The sequence below is a fragment of the Streptomyces sp. NPDC088923 genome (assembly GCF_044749745.1).
Taxonomy (GTDB): Bacteria; Actinomycetota; Actinomycetes; order Streptomycetales; family Streptomycetaceae; genus Streptomyces.
In genome coordinates this window covers 160,831-178,945 of sequence record NZ_JBIVIO010000001.1, presented here as the reverse complement: position 1 = coordinate 178,945, position 18,115 = coordinate 160,831, and the positions used below count along the sequence as shown (strand labels likewise).

At 73.7% G+C, this 18,115-nt stretch carries 14 protein-coding genes and 1 tRNA gene; 10 read left to right on the top strand and 5 right to left on the bottom strand.

Annotation, left to right across the window (positions count from 1 at the left end; translation table 11 throughout):
* Positions 1-2: 2 nt before the first annotated feature.
* The 3 genes from ACIP4O_RS00880 to ACIP4O_RS00870 all read right to left on the bottom strand — a co-directional run bounded on the left by ACIP4O_RS00880 (position 3) and on the right by ACIP4O_RS00870 (position 2,876).
* Entirely contained in the window at positions 3-791 is a 789-nt protein-coding gene (locus tag ACIP4O_RS00880; RefSeq protein WP_401569912.1) for a GntR family transcriptional regulator, read from the bottom strand.
* 221 nt (positions 792-1,012) lie between these two features.
* Positions 1,013-1,099: transfer RNA gene (locus ACIP4O_RS00875), tRNA-Ser, on the bottom strand.
* Positions 1,100-1,142: 43 nt separating this feature from the next.
* The gene (locus ACIP4O_RS00870; RefSeq protein WP_401569909.1) at positions 1,143-2,876 is read right to left on the bottom strand and encodes a S1C family serine protease; all 1,734 of its coding nucleotides are present in this window, start codon (positions 2,874-2,876) and stop codon (positions 1,143-1,145) included.
* Between the two features lie 537 nt (positions 2,877-3,413).
* Here ACIP4O_RS00870 and ACIP4O_RS00865 point away from each other — a divergent pair.
* From ACIP4O_RS00865 to ACIP4O_RS00855, 3 genes are all read left to right on the top strand, one after another.
* Positions 3,414-4,265 (top strand): glycerophosphodiester phosphodiesterase family protein, encoded by an 852-nt coding sequence (locus ACIP4O_RS00865; RefSeq protein ID WP_401569907.1) that lies wholly within the window; start codon positions 3,414-3,416, stop codon positions 4,263-4,265.
* Positions 4,266-4,796: 531 nt separating this feature from the next.
* Positions 4,797-5,519 carry an ATP-binding protein gene (locus ACIP4O_RS00860; RefSeq protein ID WP_361326213.1) on the top strand — a complete coding sequence of 241 codons (723 nt, stop codon included), beginning with the start codon at positions 4,797-4,799 and terminating at the stop codon, positions 5,517-5,519.
* Positions 5,520-5,770: 251 nt separating this feature from the next.
* Entirely contained in the window at positions 5,771-6,745 is a 975-nt protein-coding gene (locus tag ACIP4O_RS00855; protein WP_401569904.1) for a DUF5926 family protein, read from the top strand.
* Between the two features lie 265 nt (positions 6,746-7,010).
* Here the strand turns inward: ACIP4O_RS00855 and ACIP4O_RS00850 are convergent, their stop codons facing one another.
* A complete protein-coding gene (locus ACIP4O_RS00850; protein ID WP_401569900.1) occupies positions 7,011-7,781 on the bottom strand; it encodes a bifunctional DNA primase/polymerase in 771 nt (256 codons plus the stop codon).
* A 959-nt stretch (positions 7,782-8,740) separates the two neighbouring features.
* On the opposite strand from ACIP4O_RS00850, the gene ACIP4O_RS00845 reads away from it, so the two are divergent.
* Both ACIP4O_RS00845 and ACIP4O_RS00840 read left to right on the top strand, forming a co-directional pair.
* Positions 8,741-10,162 (top strand): PP2C family protein-serine/threonine phosphatase, encoded by a 1,422-nt coding sequence (locus ACIP4O_RS00845; RefSeq protein ID WP_401569897.1) that lies wholly within the window; start codon positions 8,741-8,743, stop codon positions 10,160-10,162.
* A gap of 378 nt (positions 10,163-10,540) precedes the next feature.
* Positions 10,541-12,007 (top strand): aminopeptidase P family protein, encoded by a 1,467-nt coding sequence (locus tag ACIP4O_RS00840; RefSeq protein WP_401569895.1) that lies wholly within the window; start codon positions 10,541-10,543, stop codon positions 12,005-12,007.
* Positions 12,008-12,209: 202 nt separating this feature from the next.
* Here the strand turns inward: ACIP4O_RS00840 and ACIP4O_RS00835 are convergent, their stop codons facing one another.
* Positions 12,210-12,647, bottom strand: coding sequence for an ATP-binding protein (locus tag ACIP4O_RS00835; RefSeq protein ID WP_401569893.1), 438 nt, complete (start codon positions 12,645-12,647; stop codon positions 12,210-12,212).
* Positions 12,648-12,948: 301 nt separating this feature from the next.
* Here ACIP4O_RS00835 and ACIP4O_RS00830 point away from each other — a divergent pair, with 301 nt between their 5' ends.
* The 5 genes from ACIP4O_RS00830 to ACIP4O_RS00810 all read left to right on the top strand — a co-directional run bounded on the left by ACIP4O_RS00830 (position 12,949) and on the right by ACIP4O_RS00810 (position 18,048).
* Positions 12,949-13,704, top strand: a complete 756-nt coding sequence (locus ACIP4O_RS00830; RefSeq protein WP_401569890.1) for a hypothetical protein — start codon at positions 12,949-12,951, stop codon at positions 13,702-13,704.
* A 129-nt stretch (positions 13,705-13,833) separates the two neighbouring features.
* Positions 13,834-14,652 (top strand): YcnI family protein, encoded by an 819-nt coding sequence (locus tag ACIP4O_RS00825; protein WP_401569887.1) that lies wholly within the window; start codon positions 13,834-13,836, stop codon positions 14,650-14,652.
* A gap of 72 nt (positions 14,653-14,724) precedes the next feature.
* A complete protein-coding gene (locus ACIP4O_RS00820) occupies positions 14,725-15,411 on the top strand; it encodes an SCO family protein (RefSeq protein WP_401569884.1) in 687 nt (228 codons plus the stop codon).
* Positions 15,412-15,485: 74 nt separating this feature from the next.
* Positions 15,486-15,971, top strand: coding sequence for a copper chaperone PCu(A)C (locus ACIP4O_RS00815; protein WP_401569881.1), 486 nt, complete (start codon positions 15,486-15,488; stop codon positions 15,969-15,971).
* A 10-nt stretch (positions 15,972-15,981) separates the two neighbouring features.
* Positions 15,982-18,048, top strand: coding sequence for a copper resistance CopC/CopD family protein (locus ACIP4O_RS00810; protein WP_401569878.1), 2,067 nt, complete (start codon positions 15,982-15,984; stop codon positions 18,046-18,048).
* Positions 18,049-18,115: the final 67 nt, after the last annotated feature.

Below are 18,115 nucleotides of genomic sequence, written 5' to 3'. Positions count from 1 at the left end.
CGTCACCACTTTCGCAGGGGGGTCACGAAGGTCAGCTCCGTACGGTCGCCGGGCAGGATGACGCGCGAGAACTCGGCCACCCGCCCGTCCGTCGCTCGCGAAGTCTTCCGCAGAACGAGGACGGACACGCCCGGTGTGATGTCCAGTTCTTCGGCTTCCTCGACGGTGGGCGGGCGCGCGGTGACCTGCTCCTCGACGTAGCCGAGTTCGATGCCGACCGTGTAGAGCTGGTTCTGCGTGCCCCCCGGCCACGGCTCGTTGGCGGCGTCGAGCAGGTCCGGGTTCGCGCTCACCATGTCGTGCACGAGGTACGACGAGATGAGCGAGAACGGCGCGTCCTCGGTCCGCTGCCGCGTCCGGTATCGGCGTTCGAGCAGCCGCGTACCCGCCTTGACGCCGAAGACGCCGGCCAAGTCGTCGTCGGCCTCGGTCTCTACGTACTCGGCGTGGAACACAAGGTCGGAGAGGGTGAGGCCGGTGTCTTGCTCGGTCGCTCCGGTCTCGGCGCGCTCCTCCTCCGGGTGCCTGGCCCGGTCCTTCTCCCACTGATGCCGCTCGTTCGTCCGGTGGTTGCGGGTGCGCTCCTTCCGTACGAAGGTGCCGCGGCCGTGGACGCGCTCGACGAGCCCTTCAGCCTGGAGCACCCCCATCGCCTGCCGCATCGTCGGCACGCTCACGCGGTACTTCTCAGCGAGGGCCGTCTCCGCCGGGAGCCGTTCCCCGGGTGCCGGGTGACCTCTTCGGATCTCTTCGCGCAGTTCGTCCGCGATCTTCTCGTACCGCTTCGCCATGACGACTCTCCTTGGTGCGCGACAACCACAACATCCTAAGTCCTCAAAAGGACTTGTCCTGAAGAGGACTTGCTCGCCGCCGAGGAGACGCCGGTACGGATCCCGTCCGGGCCGCAGGCAGCCGCGACCGCCGCCTCACACCGAAGGGGCGCCCCCACGCCGAAGGGGCGCCCCGCCAACGCGGTGCGCCCCTTCTGAGCTGCGGTCTTCCTGACCTCGGGCGGAGGGTGTGGGATTTGAACCCACGGTGGTGTCGCCACCACGACGGTTTTCAAGACCGTTCCCTTAGGCCGCTCGGGCAACCCTCCCCGCCCCGCCGGAGGCCGGTGGGGCGGGGTACAGCGTACCGGTCTAGTCGTCGCCCTTGCGCTGGCCGAGGGTGACTTCGGTGGTGTGCTCGCTGCCGTCGCGCTTGTAGGTGATCTTGACCTTGTCGCCGGGCTGGTGGGTCCAGATCTCGCCGATGAGGGTCGGGCCGCTGTCGATGATCGTGTCGTCGAACTTGGTGATCGTGTCGCCCGACTTGAGGCCGGCCTTCGCGGCGGGGCCGCCGGGGGTGACGGCCGGGTCGCTGCCCGCGCCCTGGTCGGAGACCGTGGCGCCGTCCATGCCCTCTTCGAGGGACACCGTCGCGCCGATCACCGGGTAGACCGGGGTGCCGGTCTTGATGAGCTGTTCGGCGACCCGCTTCGCCTGGTTGATCGGGATGGCGAAGCCGAGGCCGATCGAGCCGCCCTGGCTGGAGCCGCCGCCGAGGCCGCCGCCCGAGTTGCCGGGCTGGATCGCCGAGTTGATGCCGATGACCTGGCCTCGCTCGTTGAGGAGCGGGCCGCCGGAGTTGCCCGGATTGATCGAGGCATCGGTCTGGAGGGCGCTCATGTACGAGCTCTTCGCGCTCTCACCGTCGCTGGAGGCGACCGGGCGGTCCTTGGCGCTGACGATGCCCGTGGTCACCGTGTTCGACAGGCCGAAGGGCGCGCCGATCGCGATCGTCGAGTCACCGACGGCCGTACTGTCCGAGTCGCCGAGCACGAGCGGCTTGAGACCCGAGGCGTTCTTGAGCTTGATCACCGCGACGTCGTAGCCCTGCGCGTGCCCGATCACCTCGGCGCCGTACTTCTTGCCGTTGGAGAAGGTCGCGGTGAGCTTGCCGCCCGAGGCGGCGGAGGCGACGACGTGGTTGTTGGTGAGGATGTGGCCCTGCTTGTCGTAGACGAAGCCGGTGCCCGTGGAGCCCTCGCCGTCGCCGCCCTGCGCCTCGATCGTCACGACGCTGGGCAGCGCCGCCTGGGCGATGCCCGCGACGGAGCCGGCGGCGCGCTTGGTGCTCGCGGGGCTGTCGGCCGCGGCGATCGTCGTGGAGCCCGTCCCGTTGTCGTCGCGGTCGGCGGCCCAGTAGCCGATGCCGCCGCCGACGCCGCCCGCGACGAGCGCGGCCACGATCACGGCGGCGAGGAAGACGCCACGGCCGCGCTTGCGGCGGGGCGGCTGCGACTGCGGCTGCTGGAAGGCGCCGCCGCCCCAGCCGCCGTTGCCGCCCTGGTCGCCGCCGTAGCCGCCGTGACCGCCATAGCCCTGCGCGTCGCCCGGGCCGTAAGCGGCGTAGCCGCCGTGGCCGTGCTGCGCCGCCGGCTGTCCCTCGCCGGGGGTGCCGGGCGCACCCGGGTAGACCTGCTGCGGGCCGCCGGACTGGTAGGCGGGGACCGGCGGCGGGGGCGGGGGCCAGGCGGCGGACGGGGGCTGCGGGGGCTGGCCGGGCATGGCGGGCGGCTCGGGGGCGGCTCCGGGGGCCGCAGCCGTGGCAGGCCGGGGCTCCGACTGGGTGACCGGCTTCTCGAAGGCCATGGTGCTGGCTGATTGCTCCGCCGGGGCGGCGGGGGCCGCCGGGGCGGGCGCGGCCGACTCGCTCGGGCCGACGGGGTCCGTACGGTCGCTCGGGCCGACGGGGTCCGTACGGTCGATCGGGCCAGCCAGGTCCGTACGGTCGCTCAGGCCGGTCTCCGCTCGCCGCTCCGAGCCCTCGGCCGAAGCGGGAGGTGCGGACGGGGCGGGGGGTACCTCGTTGCCCTCGTTCTCGGTGCTCACGGGCTCAGTCTCCTCGGTCACGGCGGTCCCACGGTCGTTACGGGTCCCACGAGTGGGTGCACGCCCGCCTCCCGGCGAGCAGTCCACCCGCCCGGCGCCGGAGCGCCGGTGCTGGTTTCTCGATCGTCGCGCACGCTCGTCGTGCACAGTCGTTCGTCTGCGGTCAGCTTTTCCCACCGCACGTCAGGGCACTGTAAGCCGACCCTGTGTGTACGCGTCATGTCGATCATCACCGCGAGCACACCGATCGGCCCACCGGTTTCCCTGCGGGAACCCGACTGGAGTGCGCCCCGGAAAACTCCGGACGTGCACCCGTACGCCCCCATCAAACACCCCCGCACGCCCCCCGCGCGCGCCCCCGCCCAGGCGCCGCACAGTGCTCGTACACGCCCCGTACATGCCCTGTACAGGCCCTGGCGGAAGCTCGCACAGGAGCGGCTGCGCCAGCGCGTGGGGGAGCGCGCGGGGAGGGTGGCGGCGCCCGCGGGCGCTTCGTGCGCCGCGCGGGGGTGGGGGGTGCGATGGGAGCATGGCGGCGTGACCGACGCTCGACACCACACCCCCCAGGTCGTCGCCCACCGCGGCGCCTCCGAGGCCGCGCCCGAACACACGCTCGCGGCCTACGCGCGGGCCATCGAGGAGGGCGCCGACGCCTTGGAGTGCGACGTCCGCCTCACCGCGGACGGCCACCTCGTGTGCGTCCACGACCGGCGGGTCAACCGCACGTCGAACGGGCGCGGCGCCGTCTCGGCGCTCGAACTCGCCGAACTCGCCGCGCTCGACTTCGGCTCCTGGAAGGGCCGGGACGAGGCCGAGGAGTCGCCCGACTGGGACCCGGAGACCACCTCCGTCCTCACCCTGGAACGACTGCTCGAACTCCTCGTCGACACGAACGCCTCGGGGCGGCGGCTCGAACTCGCCGTCGAGACGAAGCACCCGACCCGCTGGGCCGGGCAGGTGGAGGAGCGTCTCATCCACCTCCTCGAACGCTTCGGGCTCACGGGCAAGACGGGGGTGGCCGAGGACAGGGAAGGGGCGGACGATCCCTTCCGGCCCGCCCCCTCACCCGTTCGGGTCATGAGCTTCTCGGCGCGCTCGCTGCACCGCGTACGGGCGCTGGCGCCACTCCTGCCGACCGTGCACCTCACCCAGTTCGCGTCCCCCCGGCACCGCGAGGGCCGCTTGCCCCCGGGGGTGCGGATCGCGGGGCCGAGCATCCGTCTCGTCCGCAACCACCCCGCGTACGTGGCACGCATGCAGGAGGCGGGGCACCCCGTGCACGTCTGGACCGTCAACAATCCGGCGGATGTGGACCTGTGCGTGCGGCTCGGCGTCGACGCGGTGATCACGAACCGGCCCCGGGCGGTGCTCCAGCAGCTCGGGAGGTGAGGCTGCGGGGGTGGGAGCGGTCTCGGTGCGGACCGTTTCGGCGGGGGAACGGTCTCGGTGCGGGCTGTTTCGGCGCGGGCGGTTTCGGCGCGGCGGCCGGGACTGGGGTGGGGCGACGGCTGGAAATCATCTTGCGGTCGGGGTGGGTGGGGGATTTGGGCGGGTCCTGTGCAGGGCGGCGCCGGGCGCGGGACGGGGTGGGGCGCGGGCTGTGCGAGCGGGCCGGGCGCCCGGGCCGGGCGGGGTCCCGCAGGTGAGCGCCCCATGCATATGACGGCGGAATGTTCGCAGGACACCGGGGGTGGCGTGGGCGCCGGGCGCGGGCCGCGTACCCCGCACGCGACCGAATGATCCGGTCCGCTCGTGGTAACCGCTGTCTCCCGGGACGGGCTGTCATGTACACGGAGTACTCCCACGCATCCGCTCCGTGGCAGCCGGAGCGAATCCCTGGGACTGCGGCCGTTGGCCGGTTTCCGGTGCAGTCCAGGGGGGCATTGACTCCCTGGCGTGGGGGCGAAGGAGGTTCCGGGGGTGGCAACGGTGGTCGCACAGGAAGTGCCCGCGTCGTCGAGCATGGCCGTACCGCACGGTCCATCGGGCGTACGACGGGCACGGCATCGGCTGCGGGACGAGCTGACCGGGCACGGAGTGCCGGACCCGGTCATCGACGACGCGGTCCTTGTCCTCTCCGAACTGCTCAGCAACGCCTGTCGGCACGGCAGACCGTTGCCGGAGGAGACGGCGCGTCCGGGCGCGGAGGAGTTCGAGGAGGGTGACGTCCTCGCCGCCTGGGAGGTGACGCCCGGCGGTCGGCTGACCGTCGAGGTCACGGACGGCGGGGGGCCCACCCGGCCCGTTCCCTCGACGCCCTCGGTGAGCGCGCACGGCGGCCGTGGTCTCGGCATCGTGACGGCCCTCGCGGAGAAGTGGGGCGTCCGCGACGAACCGCACGGCGAGGTCACCGTGTGGGCCACGCTCTCGCCCGACGACCATCGTGCCGAGGACTTCGCGAGCCGCGTCACCGGCGCGGCGGCCGTCCCGGGCCTGGCGGACCTGGGCCTCGACGAGCCCGGCTTCGCGGACGCGGAGCCGGGGGCCGCCGGGGGCGGTGGCCGCAGGGGGAACGGCGGCAGTCTCAGCGGTGGCAGCGGCTTCGGGCGGGGCAAGGGCTTCGGTCGTGGCGGCGGCTTCGGCGGGGGCGGCGGCTTCGGCGGCTCCCCCTACCGGACACCGCGCTTCGGCGGAGCGGGCTGAACCGGCGGGGGAGCGGGCTGAACGCTGGAGCGGGCTGAACCGGGGGCGGAGCGGGCTGAACCTTCGGCGGGAGCTGAACCGGGGCGGAGGCCGGACCCCCTTCAGATCCCTCGTCCACCCCAACGCGCACCCCCGCCCTTTCTGCTCCCGCACCCACTCCCGTTCACCCGTTCGAGCGCGTGCGGGCGAGATGGTCCGAAGCGTTAGGCTCGCCGCCGTACCAGCCGAGCCGTGACGGGAGAACACCGACGATGGCCAAGAAGCGCCCGCAGTCCAAGGGCAAGGCGAGCACCGCGTTCGCGGGCGGTGAGGTTCCGGTGGTCGGGGCGAGGGAGCCCTGCCCGTGCGGTTCGGGCCGCCGGTACAAGGCGTGTCACGGGCGGGCCGCCGCGCAGGCGGCGACCGAACTCGTCAGCCGCCCGTTCGAGGGGCTGCCCGGTGAGGCCGACTGGGTCGCGCTGCGCGAACTCGTACCGGCCGCGACCGTTCCGCTCCACCTCGCGGGCGGCCTGCCCGAGGGCGTACCCGCTGTGACGCTCGCGACCGTGCTGCCGATGGCCTGGCCCGCGCTGCGCCGCGAGGACGGCTCCGTCCTGCTCGGTCTCCAGAACGACACCGCTTCGGGCGACCTGAGCCGCGACCTCGCCGACACACTCCGCCGTGCGCTCGCCGCCGAGCCGGGCAACCCGGTCGAGGCGCGCCGCGCGCCTGTCGACGGGCCGCGCCTGCAGGACCTGCTGGATCTCGACGCGCCGTTCGTTCCCGAGGTCCACGAGGGCTTCGCCTTCTGGCTGCCCGAGGGCGAGGCGCAGAACGCGTCCGCCGAGGTCACGGCCTCGCTGGAGCGCGCCGACGCGGCGGCGGTGCCGACCGTGCGGCTCAGCGGCGTCGACGCCGCGTACTGGTGCGAGGTACCGGAGAAGAACCACCTGCGGTGGGTCACGACGGTGCCCGAGGAGCGGCTGCTCGACGCGCTCGCGCGGCTCCACGCGGCCGGCGAGTCCTCGCTCGGCGAGGGCACCCGGCTCGTCGGCTCCTTCCGCGCGCACGGGCTGACCGTGCCCGTCTGGGACCTGCCGAGCACGATGAGCGCGGCGGACACCGAGAAGCCCGCGGCCTCCTTCGCCGAGCGCCTCGACGCGGCACTCGCCGCGAAGACGCCGCTCACCGCCGAGGAGCGCCGGGCCCGTGCCGGTCTCACCAACCGCCAGGTCACGCTCAACTGACGCACGACGCCGGCGCGCACGACGCACACCCGCGTGAGTCCGGTCACACCCGGAGGCAAAGTCTGCTTAAGACCGGGCCCGAACGGATGAGACCGAATTTGCGAACCGGCGATCTCTTGTTACCGTTCAATTAGCCCGGTTGCTGGTGCATCCCCCGTCGCCAGCAACCGGGTCCTTCCATGTCCGGACGCAGGTCACGCCGCACGCCGCGAGGCGTATGCCGCGAGCCGCACGGCGCGCCCACCGCGTATCCCGGCCTCCGCGCTCAGAACTCCGGCGCGTTGACCCCCGGCCGGGTGAGCGTCTCCACGATCGGCCCGAGCAGCGTCTCCACCTCCGGCAGCCACGGTCGCGCCGGCTCGTCCCGTACGCCCTGCCGCGTCCGCGCCGTTCCGTCCCCTGCGCCCTGCCGCTTCCCCGCCGTCACGTCGTCCCGCTCCGGCAGCGGTCCCCGCGCCCAGCCCGTCGTGCCCGCCCCCGTGCGCGAGGGCGGCAGGACGAGATAGCCGCCGCTGCCGTGGAAGCGCAGCGCGCCGGGGACCCTGTCCATCGCGTGGAGCAGCGCGCCGAGGCGGGCGAGGTCGTACGGGGCGACGAGCAGCGCCCAGCGTTCGGGACCCGCCACGACGGGGCCGAGACGCACTCCCGCGCGGTCGAGCGCCGCGAGCGTCGCGGGGCCCACGGCGGCGGGCACGCTCAGCGCGCAGGGCGCCTCGCCCTCGCCCGTCGCGAGCAGCACGGGCGCCTGCGGGCGCTGCCGCCACCACCAGGCCACCATGCGCGCATCGGTCGTCGCGGCGAGCAGCCCGGGCTCGAAGGGGTGCGCGCCGGGCCGGGCGCACACCGGGTCCGGGCAGGCGCAGTGCTCGGCCGGGCGCAGCGCGGGGTGCGGCGCGCGGCGCGCGGCCCGGGTACCGACGCCCGGCAGGACCGGCCACTTCCAGCACGTCGCGAAGAGCGCGGCGGCCTCGGGGTTGCCGGGGCCGTCCGTGCGACCCGGCCCTGAGCTGCGGTGCTTTCCGGGGATCTCACGCATACGCGCTTGTTCCTTTCCGTGGGACGCCGAGGAGCCACACCACTGCGGTGCGGATCGTTTGCCTGCTGCTGCCCGCGCCGGGAGCGTGCCTGCGGCGCGGGTGTTGCCTGCGGTGCCGGTGGTGCGTGCGGTGCCAGTGGTGCGTGCGGTGCCGGTGCGGTTCCCGGGCGGGGAAGCGCGGCCCGGTCGCCGAGCGTGCGTCTGGTGCTGTCGTACGTGCGCCTGGTGCGGTCCGACGCGAGCGCGGCCCCGTGCTGTTCGCGGTGCGCGTCGGGCGGATTCGTACGTGGTCTCTGTCGTACGTCGTACGTGTGGCTGTCGTACGGGTCTTCGTGGTACGTGTCGCGCGGGGCGGACGCGTATGTGTCCCGCGCCGGGGCCGCGTGGCCGGTGCGCGGGCTCACCGCGGGCCGGTCGTGGTCCGGGCCGGCCGTTCCCTGACCGGTGGTGGGCCGGTCGTGGGCCGGTGGTGGGCCCGCCCGCCCCGGCGGGCCCCAGCCCCGGTCGGCCAGGATTCCGACGCATCACGCCGGGCTCCGTGCCGTACCGCCCCGTTGTGCTGTCGTTCAGGACGCCTTCCGCGCGTCACAGGGTTCCGGCCCAGCCCCCACTGGGTCGCAGCCCTCATCCACGTAAGTACCCCGAGCGACCTCGGTGACGCTCCCCGAGCGCCGTTCGCATTCCGGCGTCGCCGGAGGGCGAACTCCCACAGTCGACCCCAACCCCCTGTCCGCACCTCTTTTTCCGGCCAACCTGGTGTTCCGCAGCGCAACGCACACCCCGCGACCGCCTTGCGCGCACCCCGTTGCCGAGGCCACGGACACCGGGAAACAGCACCGGACAATGCTGGACATGCCGTGACGTACCCGTGTAGATGTGAATCTCTCGCCCAGCCGCAGCACACTTTGGGGGTTTGCGATGCTGACGCGCCACCGGCACCTGCCAGAGAGCCGGACACCATGAGCACCCCGCCCGCCCCGAAAGTGGCCGGAACCCATTCCCCGAATCCCTCCCCCGCCCACAATGCCGACGCCTCGGCCGAGCCCTCCGCCGATGCCTCGCTCCCCTCCCCCGCAGGTGCTCCGGGCGGCGCCGCGTCCCGGGCGGGCGGGGCCCCGGCCCGCGCACCGCTCGCCCTCCAGGAGCGCCTCGCCTCCTGGCTGCTCGACCTCAGCACCCTCCAGGAACTGAGCGGCCGGCTGCACCGCACCCGTACCACGGAGGACGCGCTCGGCGAACTCCTGCGGGCGGGCGCCACGCTGCTCGGCGCGGAGCGCGGCCTCGTCCGCTTCACGCACGCCGCGAGCCACCCCGCCCGCGTGCACGGTCTCGGCCTGGATCGCGGCGAACTCGGCCGGCTGGAGGCGCTGCCCGAGGAATGCACCTCGCACGGCGCGCTGCTCGCGGCGGGCACCGGCGCACCCGTGACCCGTCGCGACCTCCTCGCCGAACCCGGGCTCGACCCGCGCTGCGCGGCCGTGGCCCGGAGCCTGGGCTGCGCCGCCACGTACACCGTGCCGCTCTGCGACGCGGGGCACATCTTCGCCTCGGCGCTGTGGTCCTTCCCCGAGCCGACCGCCCCCTCCTCGCGGCAGAGCCGCCTCCTCTCCCTCTACGCGCGCGAGGCCGCGAGCCACCTCGTACTGCTCGGCGCGCAGGACACGGCCGAACGGGAGACGGCGGCCCTGCGCGCGCACCTCGGCCCCGGGACGCTGCCCCGGGTCCCCGGCGCGCGCCTCGCGGGGCGCTGGCTCGCCGGTCCGGGAGGCGCCGGGAGCTGGTACGAGGCGCTGACCCTGCCCGACGGGGGCTGCGGACTCGCCGTGGGGACCGCGAGCGGCGAGGGCCCCGAGGCGCTCGCGGCGGCGGCGCGGCTGCGCGGGGCCCTGCGGGCGTACGCCGTGCTGCAGGGCGAGGACCCGGCGGCGGTGCTCGCCGACCTCGAACTCGTCCTGCGGCTCAGCGAGCCGGGGCGCAGCGCGACCGCGCTCTACGCGCACCTCGGCCAGGACGGCAGGCGCTTGCGCTTCGCGGGGGCCGGGCACGCGCCGCCGCTCCTGATCGGCCCGCGCCGCGTCGAGTACCTGGAGAGCACCGTCTCGGCACCGCTCACGATGCTGAGCTGCTGGGAGGCGCCGAGCGTCGAGGTGCGGCCCGAGCCCGGCGAGTCGCTCGTCCTCTACACGGACGGGCTGCTGCGGGCCACGGGCGACACCGCCGACCGGGCCTTCGCGCGGCTGCACGCGGCGGCGGCGAGCAGCCCGCTGCGGCTGCGGCGCGATCCGGGGGCGCTCGCGGACCATCTCCTCGGGCGGCTGCTGCCGGAGCGCGCCCTGCCGACCGGGGAGGACCTGGCGCTCCTCGCACTGACCTTCGACTGAGCCGCGGCCGACCTTCCACCGAGCCGCGGCTGGCCTTCGAACGAGCCGCGGCTGACCTTCGAACGAGTCGCGGCTGGCCTTCGACCGAGCCGCGAGCGGGAATAGCGATGTTTCACGTGGAACATCGCCATATCACCCCTTGCGATGTTTCACGTGGAACATCACTCATGCGCTCCTCGCGATGTTTCACGTGAAACATACGCGCTGCCCTGTGGCCGTGCTCACAGCCGCACCACCCCCGCGCCGGACGAGCGGAGTCCGTACCGGAGTTGGTGGCGGCCCGCCCGCGCGCGCTCCTCGCGCCCTTGCGCACGCCCTGGCCGGAAGTGCGGACAACCGTACGATGGCTGAATCAGGCGTTCGTAAAGGAGACAGCCCATGCAGGACGGCGGACAGCAGGTTCCGAGCACCGAGGACGGGTCGGAGGAGGAGGCGATCAAGCAGCGCAAGAACGGCCTCTACCGCAACGTCTCGGACGAGCTGGCGGAGAGCATGCGGACCGGCTGGGCCGACACGGAGCTGCACGACCTGAAGCCGATCCCGCAGGCCGCGGAGACCGCCGCGCGCCGCGCCAGGCTGTCGGCCGCCTTCCCCGGTGAGCGCCTGGTGATCCCCGCGGGCAACCTCAAGGTCCGCTCGAACGACACGGACTACCCCTTCCGTTCCTCGGTCGAGTACGCGTACCTCACCGGCGACCAGACGCAGGACGGTGTCCTCGTCCTGGAGCCGACCGCGAGCGGCCACGAGGCGACCGTCTACCTGCTGCCCCGCTCGAACCGCGAGAACGGCGAGTTCTGGCTCGACGGCCAGGGCGAGCTGTGGGTCGGCCGTCGGCACTCCCTCACCGAGGCCGAGAAGCTGCTCGGCATCCCGGCGAAGGACGTCCGCGAACTGGCCGGAGCGCTGAGCGAGGCGACCGGCCCGGTGCGAGTCGTGCGCGGCTACGACGCGGGCATCGAGTCCGTCCTCACCGACAAGGTGACGGGCGAGCGGGACGAGGAGCTGCGCGTCTTCCTCTCCGAGGCGCGGCTCGTCAAGGACGCCTTCGAGATCGGTGAACTCCAGAAGGCCGTCGACTCGACCGCGCGCGGCTTCGAGGACGTCGTGAAGGTCCTCGACAAGGCGCAGGCGACCTCCGAGCGCTACATCGAGGGCACCTTCTTCCTCCGCGCCCGCGTCGAGGGCAATGACATCGGTTACGGCTCGATCTGCGCCGCCGGGCCGCACGCCACGACGCTGCACTGGGTCCGCAACGACGGTCCGGTCCGCGCCGGTGAGCTGCTGCTCCTCGACGCCGGCGTCGAGACGCACACCCTCTACACGGCCGACGTGACGCGCACGCTGCCGATCGACGGCACCTTCACCGCGCTCCAGCGCAAGATCTACGACGCGGTGTACGAGGCGCAGGAGGCCGGGATCGCGGCCGTGCGCCCCGGTGCCAAGTACGCGGACTTCCACGAGGCCGCGCAGCGCGTGCTCGCCACGCGGCTCGTCGAGTGGGGCATCCTCGAAGGCCCCGTCGACCGCGTGCTCGAACTGGGCCTCCAGCGCCGCTTCACGCTGCACGGCACCGGGCACATGCTCGGTCTCGACGTCCACGACTGCGCGGTGGCCCGCACCGAGACGTACAAGGACGGTGTCCTGGAGCCGGGCATGTGCCTGACGGTCGAGCCGGGCCTCTACTTCCAGGCCGACGACCTCACGGTGCCCGAGGAGTACCGGGGTATCGGCGTGCGGATCGAGGACGACCTCATCGTCACGGAGGACGGCAACCGGAACCTGTCGGCCGCGCTGCCGCGCACCCCGGACGAGGTCGAGGCGTGGATGGCCCGCGTCCAGGGCTGAACCACTTTGGCGGTACGTGGACGGGCCGACGTCCCCTCGCGGGGGCGCCGGCCCGTCGGCGTACGACGCGGGGAGCGGCCGGTTCGTCGGCCCAGGCAGCACCCGGCGGGCGGTTCATCGGCGTACGGCGCGGGGAGCGGGCGGTTCATCGGCGTACGGCGCCTCGTCCGCGTATCGGCGCCGGGCATCCCCCCGCGTCGCCTCAGGCCACCGCCAGCGGGGCCCCTTCGCGCCACTTCAGGAGCTTGTCGAAGCGGACGACCGCGCCGCCGCGGCCCGCGCGGTTGCGGAACTGGGCGTGGTCGGAGAGTTCGCTGATGATGCCGAGGCCGCGGCCGTTCTCCGCCTCCAGGCGGGTACGGCGCAGCGGGACGCCGCGGCGTCCCCGGAAGCCCGGTCCCGAGTCGCTGACCTCGATGTGACAGCGCTCCTCGTCGAGGCGCACCGTGACGCGGTACTTCGCGGTGTTCGCGCCGCCGTGCTCGACGGCGTTGGCGCACGCCTCGGTGAGCGCGAGGGAGAGGTCGAACGCGGTGTCGGGATCGACGCCGGCCGTGTCCATGGCACCGGCGAGCAGCTTCCGGGCGAGCGGGACGCTCGCGGCCTCGCGCCGCAGATGGAGTGACCACCAGATGCTCATGTTCCAGCCTCCTGTGCACGGCTCGACATAGAAGTACGTATTGCCGCCAACACCGCCCCTCAACCGCCCTCTTGACACCGTGAAGTCAGGGCAATACGGGATGAGCCACACTTATCCGGCGGGAACTTCACGCCATCACCGGCCTCCGGCCACCCGCCCCGGGCGCCCCACGTGCCACACCCGTCGCACGCCGGACGCCCCCATTCCCCCGTACCGTCGCCATCCCCGCCCAAGCAGACCTTCGGGACCTTGCGGACCTGCCCGCCCACGCCGGGGGACGCGATGGGATGATGGGCCCGCCATGGCTGCCCCCCACGTGTTCACGCGCGCCGGAGCGGGACTCCGGTTGCTGAGGGCCGCGGTGTTCACCGCGGTCTGCGTCGTGTTGTCCGCGCTGGGGCACTCCACGGCCTCGGGAGCCGGTGTCCCGCTGTGGAGCCTGGGCCTCGGTTTCCTCCTCGTCCTCCTCGTCGTCTGCCCGCTCGCGGGCCGGGAACGCTCGCTGCCCGGTATCGCCGCGCTGCTCGCCGCCGGACAGCTGGGGCTCCACGCCCTCTTCGGGCTCGGCCAGCAGGGCATGGCGATGGGCCCGGCGCCGGACAGCGCCGCCGAGCGCGCCGCGCGCCTCGTGTGCGGCGCGGGGGCCTCCTCGCTGAGTCCCCTGGAGGCGCACCACATCCTCGCGACCGCCGGGCTCGACGACCCGGCGGCGCACGCGCATCCCGGCATGGGGGCGCTGCCCTCGCTGCCGATGCTCCTCCTGCACCTGCTCGCGGCGCTCGTCGCGGGCTGGCTGCTGCGCCACGGCGAGCGGTCCCTCTTCGGACTCGTACGGCTCTCGGGACAGCTGCTCGCGGCGGTGGCCGCCGGGGCGCGGCTGCGCGCGCTGTGGTCCGCGCTCGCCCTCGTACGGCTGCGGCTCGTGGCGCTCGCGCTGCTGCGGCAGCCGCGCGCCGCCCGCGGGGACGAGGAACGGCTGCCCCGGCACGGGGCCGCCATCCGGCACTCGGTGATCAGGCGGGGCCCGCCGCGCGCGGGGCTGACTCTCGCCGCCTGACCACGACCGGCACACCCGCCGGGCCCGGCTTTGTCCGTGCCCCGGTGCCGCCGCGTCGTGCCGCCGCGCGCCGTCGAACGGGCGCGAGGCCACCTCACCGTTCCCCACTGCCGAAAGTGGAGTTTCGCCATGCACGCTTCGTACGACGAGACGTACGCCCCCACCGCCTCCCCCACCGGGCGCCGCCGCGGTACCCGCCTCGCGGTCCTCGGCGCGCTCGCCGCCTCCGGGGTCCTCGTCCTCGCGGGCCCCGCGGCCGCGCACGTGACCGTCGCCCCGCAGGGGGCCGCCGCCAAGGGCGGCTACGCGACCGTCAACTTCAAGGTGCCCAACGAGCGCGACGACGCCTCGACCGTGAAGCTGGAGGTCAACCTCCCGACCGACCACCCCCTCGCCTCCGCGCAGCCGCAGCCGGTGCCCGGCTGGACCGTGAAGGTCACCGAGGCCAAGCTCGACAAGCCGGTCGAGATGCACGGCGAGAAGGTCACCGAGGCCCCGTCGAAGATCACCTGGACCGCTGACGGCAAGGGCGTCGAGCCGGGCCAGTTCCAGCAGTTCCCGCTCTCGCTCGGGCCCCTGCCCGAGGACGCGGACCAACTCGTCTTCAAGGCCCTCCAGACGTACTCCAACAAGGAGGTCGTCCGGTGGATCGAGGAGCCGAAGAGCGACGGCAGCGAGCCGGACGACCCCGCGCCCGTCCTCACGCTGAGCGCCGCGGCCGATGACGCCCACGGCTCGGCGGCGAACGGCTCGGCGAGCGACAGCGGGGCCGCCGAGGGCGGGGACGAGAGCGGTCACGACAAGACCGCGACCGCCTCCTCCGACAGCGACAGCGACTCGTCCGACACCACCGCGCGCGTCCTCGCCGTCGTCGGCATCGTCGTCGGCGCGGCCGGGGTGGCCTTCGGGGTGCTCGCGGGCCGCCGCCGTACCGCCACCAGCGACTGATTCACCGCGGGCGGGGCGCTCCTCGCGGCGCCCCGCCCCCCACTTCCCTCTTCTCAGTTCAGGACTCCGCACATGCGCACCACCAGCCCCGCCCGCCTCCGCCGCTCCACGCTCCTCGCCGCCTCGTTCGTCACCGCCGCCGCGCTCACCCTCGGCGCCTGCGGCGGCAGCGACGACGGCGACAAGAAGGACAACGCCGTCGTCGACGTCTCGGCCGCCCCCGGCTCGCAGAAGGCGGCGACCGTGCTCGACCAGCCCTTCACGAAGCCGGACCTCGTTCTCACCGACACGGCGGGCAAGAAGTTCGACCTCCGGGAGCGGACGGCCGGAAAGCCGACACTCGTCTACTTCGGCTACACGAACTGCCCCGACGTCTGCCCGCTCACCATGAGCAACATCGCCATCGCCGCGAAGAAGCTGCCCGCCGCCGAGCGCGCGAAGCTCCAGGTCGTCTTCGTCACGACCGACCCGAAGCGCGACACCCCGAAGGCCCTCGGCTCCTGGCTCAAGGGCCAGGACCCCGACTTCATCGGCCTCACCGGCGACTTCGACTCCATCCAGGCGGGCGCGCGCCAGCTCGGCATCAGCGTCGAGCCCGCGCACAAGGACAAGAACGGCAAGACCGTCTCCACCCACGGCACCCAGGTCGTCGCCTTCTCACCGAAGACCGACAAGGGCTACGTCCTGTACGGCGAGCAGGCGACCGCCGACGACTACACGAAGGACCTGCCCAAGCTCGTCGAGGGGCGCAAGCCGTGACGGCGGGAGAACGGGCACGAGGCCCGCGCGGCGCCTCCGGCACAGGGCGCGCGCGAGGGACGGGTGTACGCGGCATGCGCGGCGGTACGGGGCTGCTCGCGCTCCTCGCCGGGGGTCTCGCCCTCACCCTCACCGCCTGCGGCGGCGACGGTGGCGGCTCCGACGACGCGAAGCCCGAGCTGAAGGTGAGTACCGGCTACGTACCGCAGCCCGTGGGCCACGACATGGCCGCCGGGTTCTTCGTCGTCACCAACAAGGGCGGCGCCGACCGCCTCACCTCCGTGACCAGCCCGCTCGCCGCGGAGGTGACCCTGCACAGCACCAAGGACGGCGAGATGCGCGAGCAGGACTCCTTCGCGGTCCCCGCGCACGGCCGTCTCGACTTCGCCCGCGGCGGCAATCACCTCATGTTCGAGCGGCTCCGGCACACGCCGAAGCGCGGGGAGACCGTGACGGTCACCCTGCACTTCGCGAAGTCCGGGGCCGTCAAGGCCGTTCTGCCGGTGAAGGAGACGACCTACCAGCCGCCCTCGGCGGGAGAAACGCAGGACAAGCAGTGAGGAGCACCCGATGCGCAGCCCCGCACCACTCGCTCTGAGCACCGCCCGCGCCCCGGGGGCCCGTCGCGCCCCCGGGGGCGGCCGGCCCGGTGCGGCCCGTCGCCGTGCCCCGGGGGGCCGCAGGCTCGCCCTCCTCCTCGCGAGCCTCGCGGCCGCGCTGCTCGCCGTGCTCGCGGGGGCCGCGCCCGCCTCGGCACACGCGGCACTCGTCGACAGCGACCCGAAGCAGGGCTCCGTGCTCGACACCGCGCCGGAACGCGTCGTGCTCGACTTCTCCGAGAAGATCGGCGTCTCCGACAACGCGGTCCGCGTCCTCGACCCCTCCGGCGAGCGCGTCGACACGGGAAAGCTCACCGACCTGAGCAGCGGTTCGCGCGCCCGCTACGCGGTGAAACTGCACGCCGGTCTCCCCGACGGCACCTTCACCGTCGCCTACCAGGTCGTCTCCGCCGACAGCCACCCCGTCGCCGGTGCCTTCACCTTCTCGATCGGCGCGCCGTCGAAGACGAGCGCCGTCGTCCCCGAGGCCGAGGCGGGCGGCGGGCTCGTCGGCTTCCTCTACGACGTGGGACGGTACGTCGCGTACGCGGGCTTCGTCGTCCTCGTCGGCGGCGCGGCCTTCGTGCTCGGCTGCTGGCCGCGCGGCACCCGGCTGCGCGCGCTGCAACGCCTCGTCGTGAGCGGCTGGGTCGCGCTCACCGCGGCGACCCTCGCACTGCTCGTGCTGCGCGGCTCGTACACGGGCTCGGGGAAGTTCTCCGACGTCTTCGACCTCGGCGCGCTCGGCGACGTGCTCCAGACGAAGCCCGGCGCCGCCCTCGTCTCACGGCTGCTCCTGCTCGCCGTCGCGGCGCTCTTCATCGCCGTGCTCTTCGGCGCGTACGCGCGGCGCGAGGACGCCGCCGAGCGCCGCGACCTCGGCTTCGGGCTCGCGATCGGCGGTCCCGTCGTCGCGATCGGCCTCGCCTCGACCTGGGCGCTCGCCGAGCACGCCTCGGTCGGGCTCCAGACCTCCGTGGCGATGCCGGTCGACATCCTGCACCTGCTCGCGGTGGCCGCCTGGCTCGGCGGACTCACCGCGCTGCTCGTCGCGCTCTACCGCGACCCCGCCATCGAGTCCGTGGCCGTCGACCGCTTCTCGCGACTCGCCTTCACAAGCGTCGTCGTCCTCGTCGGCACCGGGATCTACCAGTCCTGGCGCCAGCTCGGCACCTGGTCGGCGCTCACCGGCACCTCCTACGGGCAGCTCCTCCTCGTGAAGGTCGGCCTCGTCGTCCTCCTCGTCGCCGTCGCCTTCTTCTCCCGCCGCTGGACGAGCCGCCTCACGCAGAGCGGCGAGACGGTGGCGGCGGTGCCGGGGGCGCGGAAGGAGGCCCCTGCGGCGGGACGGAAGGAGGCCCCCGCGGCGCGGAAGGCGGAGCCGAAGCGTACGGAGGAGGCCGCCGCGCGCGAGGGGAGCGGCGCCCGCGGCACGTCCTCCGCCGACGACGGGGAGGTCACCGATCCCGTGCGGGCCGCCCAGCTCGCGCGGCAGAGGGCGGCCCTTCGGGTCGCGAAGGAGAAGCGGACGCGGGACGCCGACCCGCTCCGCTCCGGGCTGCGCCGCTCCGTACTGATAGAGGCGGGGATCGCCGTTGTCCTGCTCGGGGTCACGACCGTGCTCACCACGACCGAGCCGGGCCGTACCGAGGAGCAGGTGTCCGCGGCGAAGAGCGCGAGCGGGGCCACGAGCGGCGCGCCCGTCTCCGTGAAGCTCCCCTTCGACACCGGCGGCGAGAACGGCAAGGGCACCGTCCTGATCGAGGCCGACCCCGGCCGCTCGGGCGCCAACGCCGTGCACGTCTACATCGAACGCCCTGGTGGCGCGCCCTTCGACGTGCCCGAGGTCCGTCTCTCGCTCACGCTCCCCGAGAAGAACCTCGGCCCGATCGCGGTCCGCCCGCAGCACCTCGCGCCCGGACACTGGAGCGCGTCCGGGGTGCAGATCCCGATGGCGGGCAGCTGGCAGCTCGGCGTCACCGTCCGTACCTCCGACATCGACCAGGTCACCGTCGACAAGACCGTCCGCATCGGCTGACCCCGGCGCACGCGCACAGCCGCCTCAGCGGCGTGCGCGCCGGACCGCACCTGAAAGCACTGAAGCA

Coding starts and splice junctions, on each gene's coding strand:
- ACIP4O_RS00880 (WP_401569912.1), bottom strand. CDS start 791: ATGGCGAAGCGGTACGAGAAGATCGCGGACGAACTGCGCGAAGAGATC.
- ACIP4O_RS00855 (WP_401569904.1), top strand. CDS start 5,771: ATGGCCAAGAAGCGCCCGCAGTCCAAGGGCAAGGCGAGCACCGCGTTC.
- ACIP4O_RS00850 (WP_401569900.1), bottom strand. CDS start 7,781: ATGCGTGAGATCCCCGGAAAGCACCGCAGCTCAGGGCCGGGTCGCACG.
- ACIP4O_RS00845 (WP_401569897.1), top strand. CDS start 8,741: ATGAGCACCCCGCCCGCCCCGAAAGTGGCCGGAACCCATTCCCCGAAT.
- ACIP4O_RS00840 (WP_401569895.1), top strand. CDS start 10,541: ATGCAGGACGGCGGACAGCAGGTTCCGAGCACCGAGGACGGGTCGGAG.
- ACIP4O_RS00835 (WP_401569893.1), bottom strand. CDS start 12,647: ATGAGCATCTGGTGGTCACTCCATCTGCGGCGCGAGGCCGCGAGCGTC.
- ACIP4O_RS00830 (WP_401569890.1), top strand. CDS start 12,949: ATGGCTGCCCCCCACGTGTTCACGCGCGCCGGAGCGGGACTCCGGTTG.
- ACIP4O_RS00825 (WP_401569887.1), top strand. CDS start 13,834: ATGCACGCTTCGTACGACGAGACGTACGCCCCCACCGCCTCCCCCACC.
- ACIP4O_RS00820 (WP_401569884.1), top strand. CDS start 14,725: ATGCGCACCACCAGCCCCGCCCGCCTCCGCCGCTCCACGCTCCTCGCC.
- ACIP4O_RS00815 (WP_401569881.1), top strand. CDS start 15,486: ATGCGCGGCGGTACGGGGCTGCTCGCGCTCCTCGCCGGGGGTCTCGCC.
- ACIP4O_RS00810 (WP_401569878.1), top strand. CDS start 15,982: ATGCGCAGCCCCGCACCACTCGCTCTGAGCACCGCCCGCGCCCCGGGG.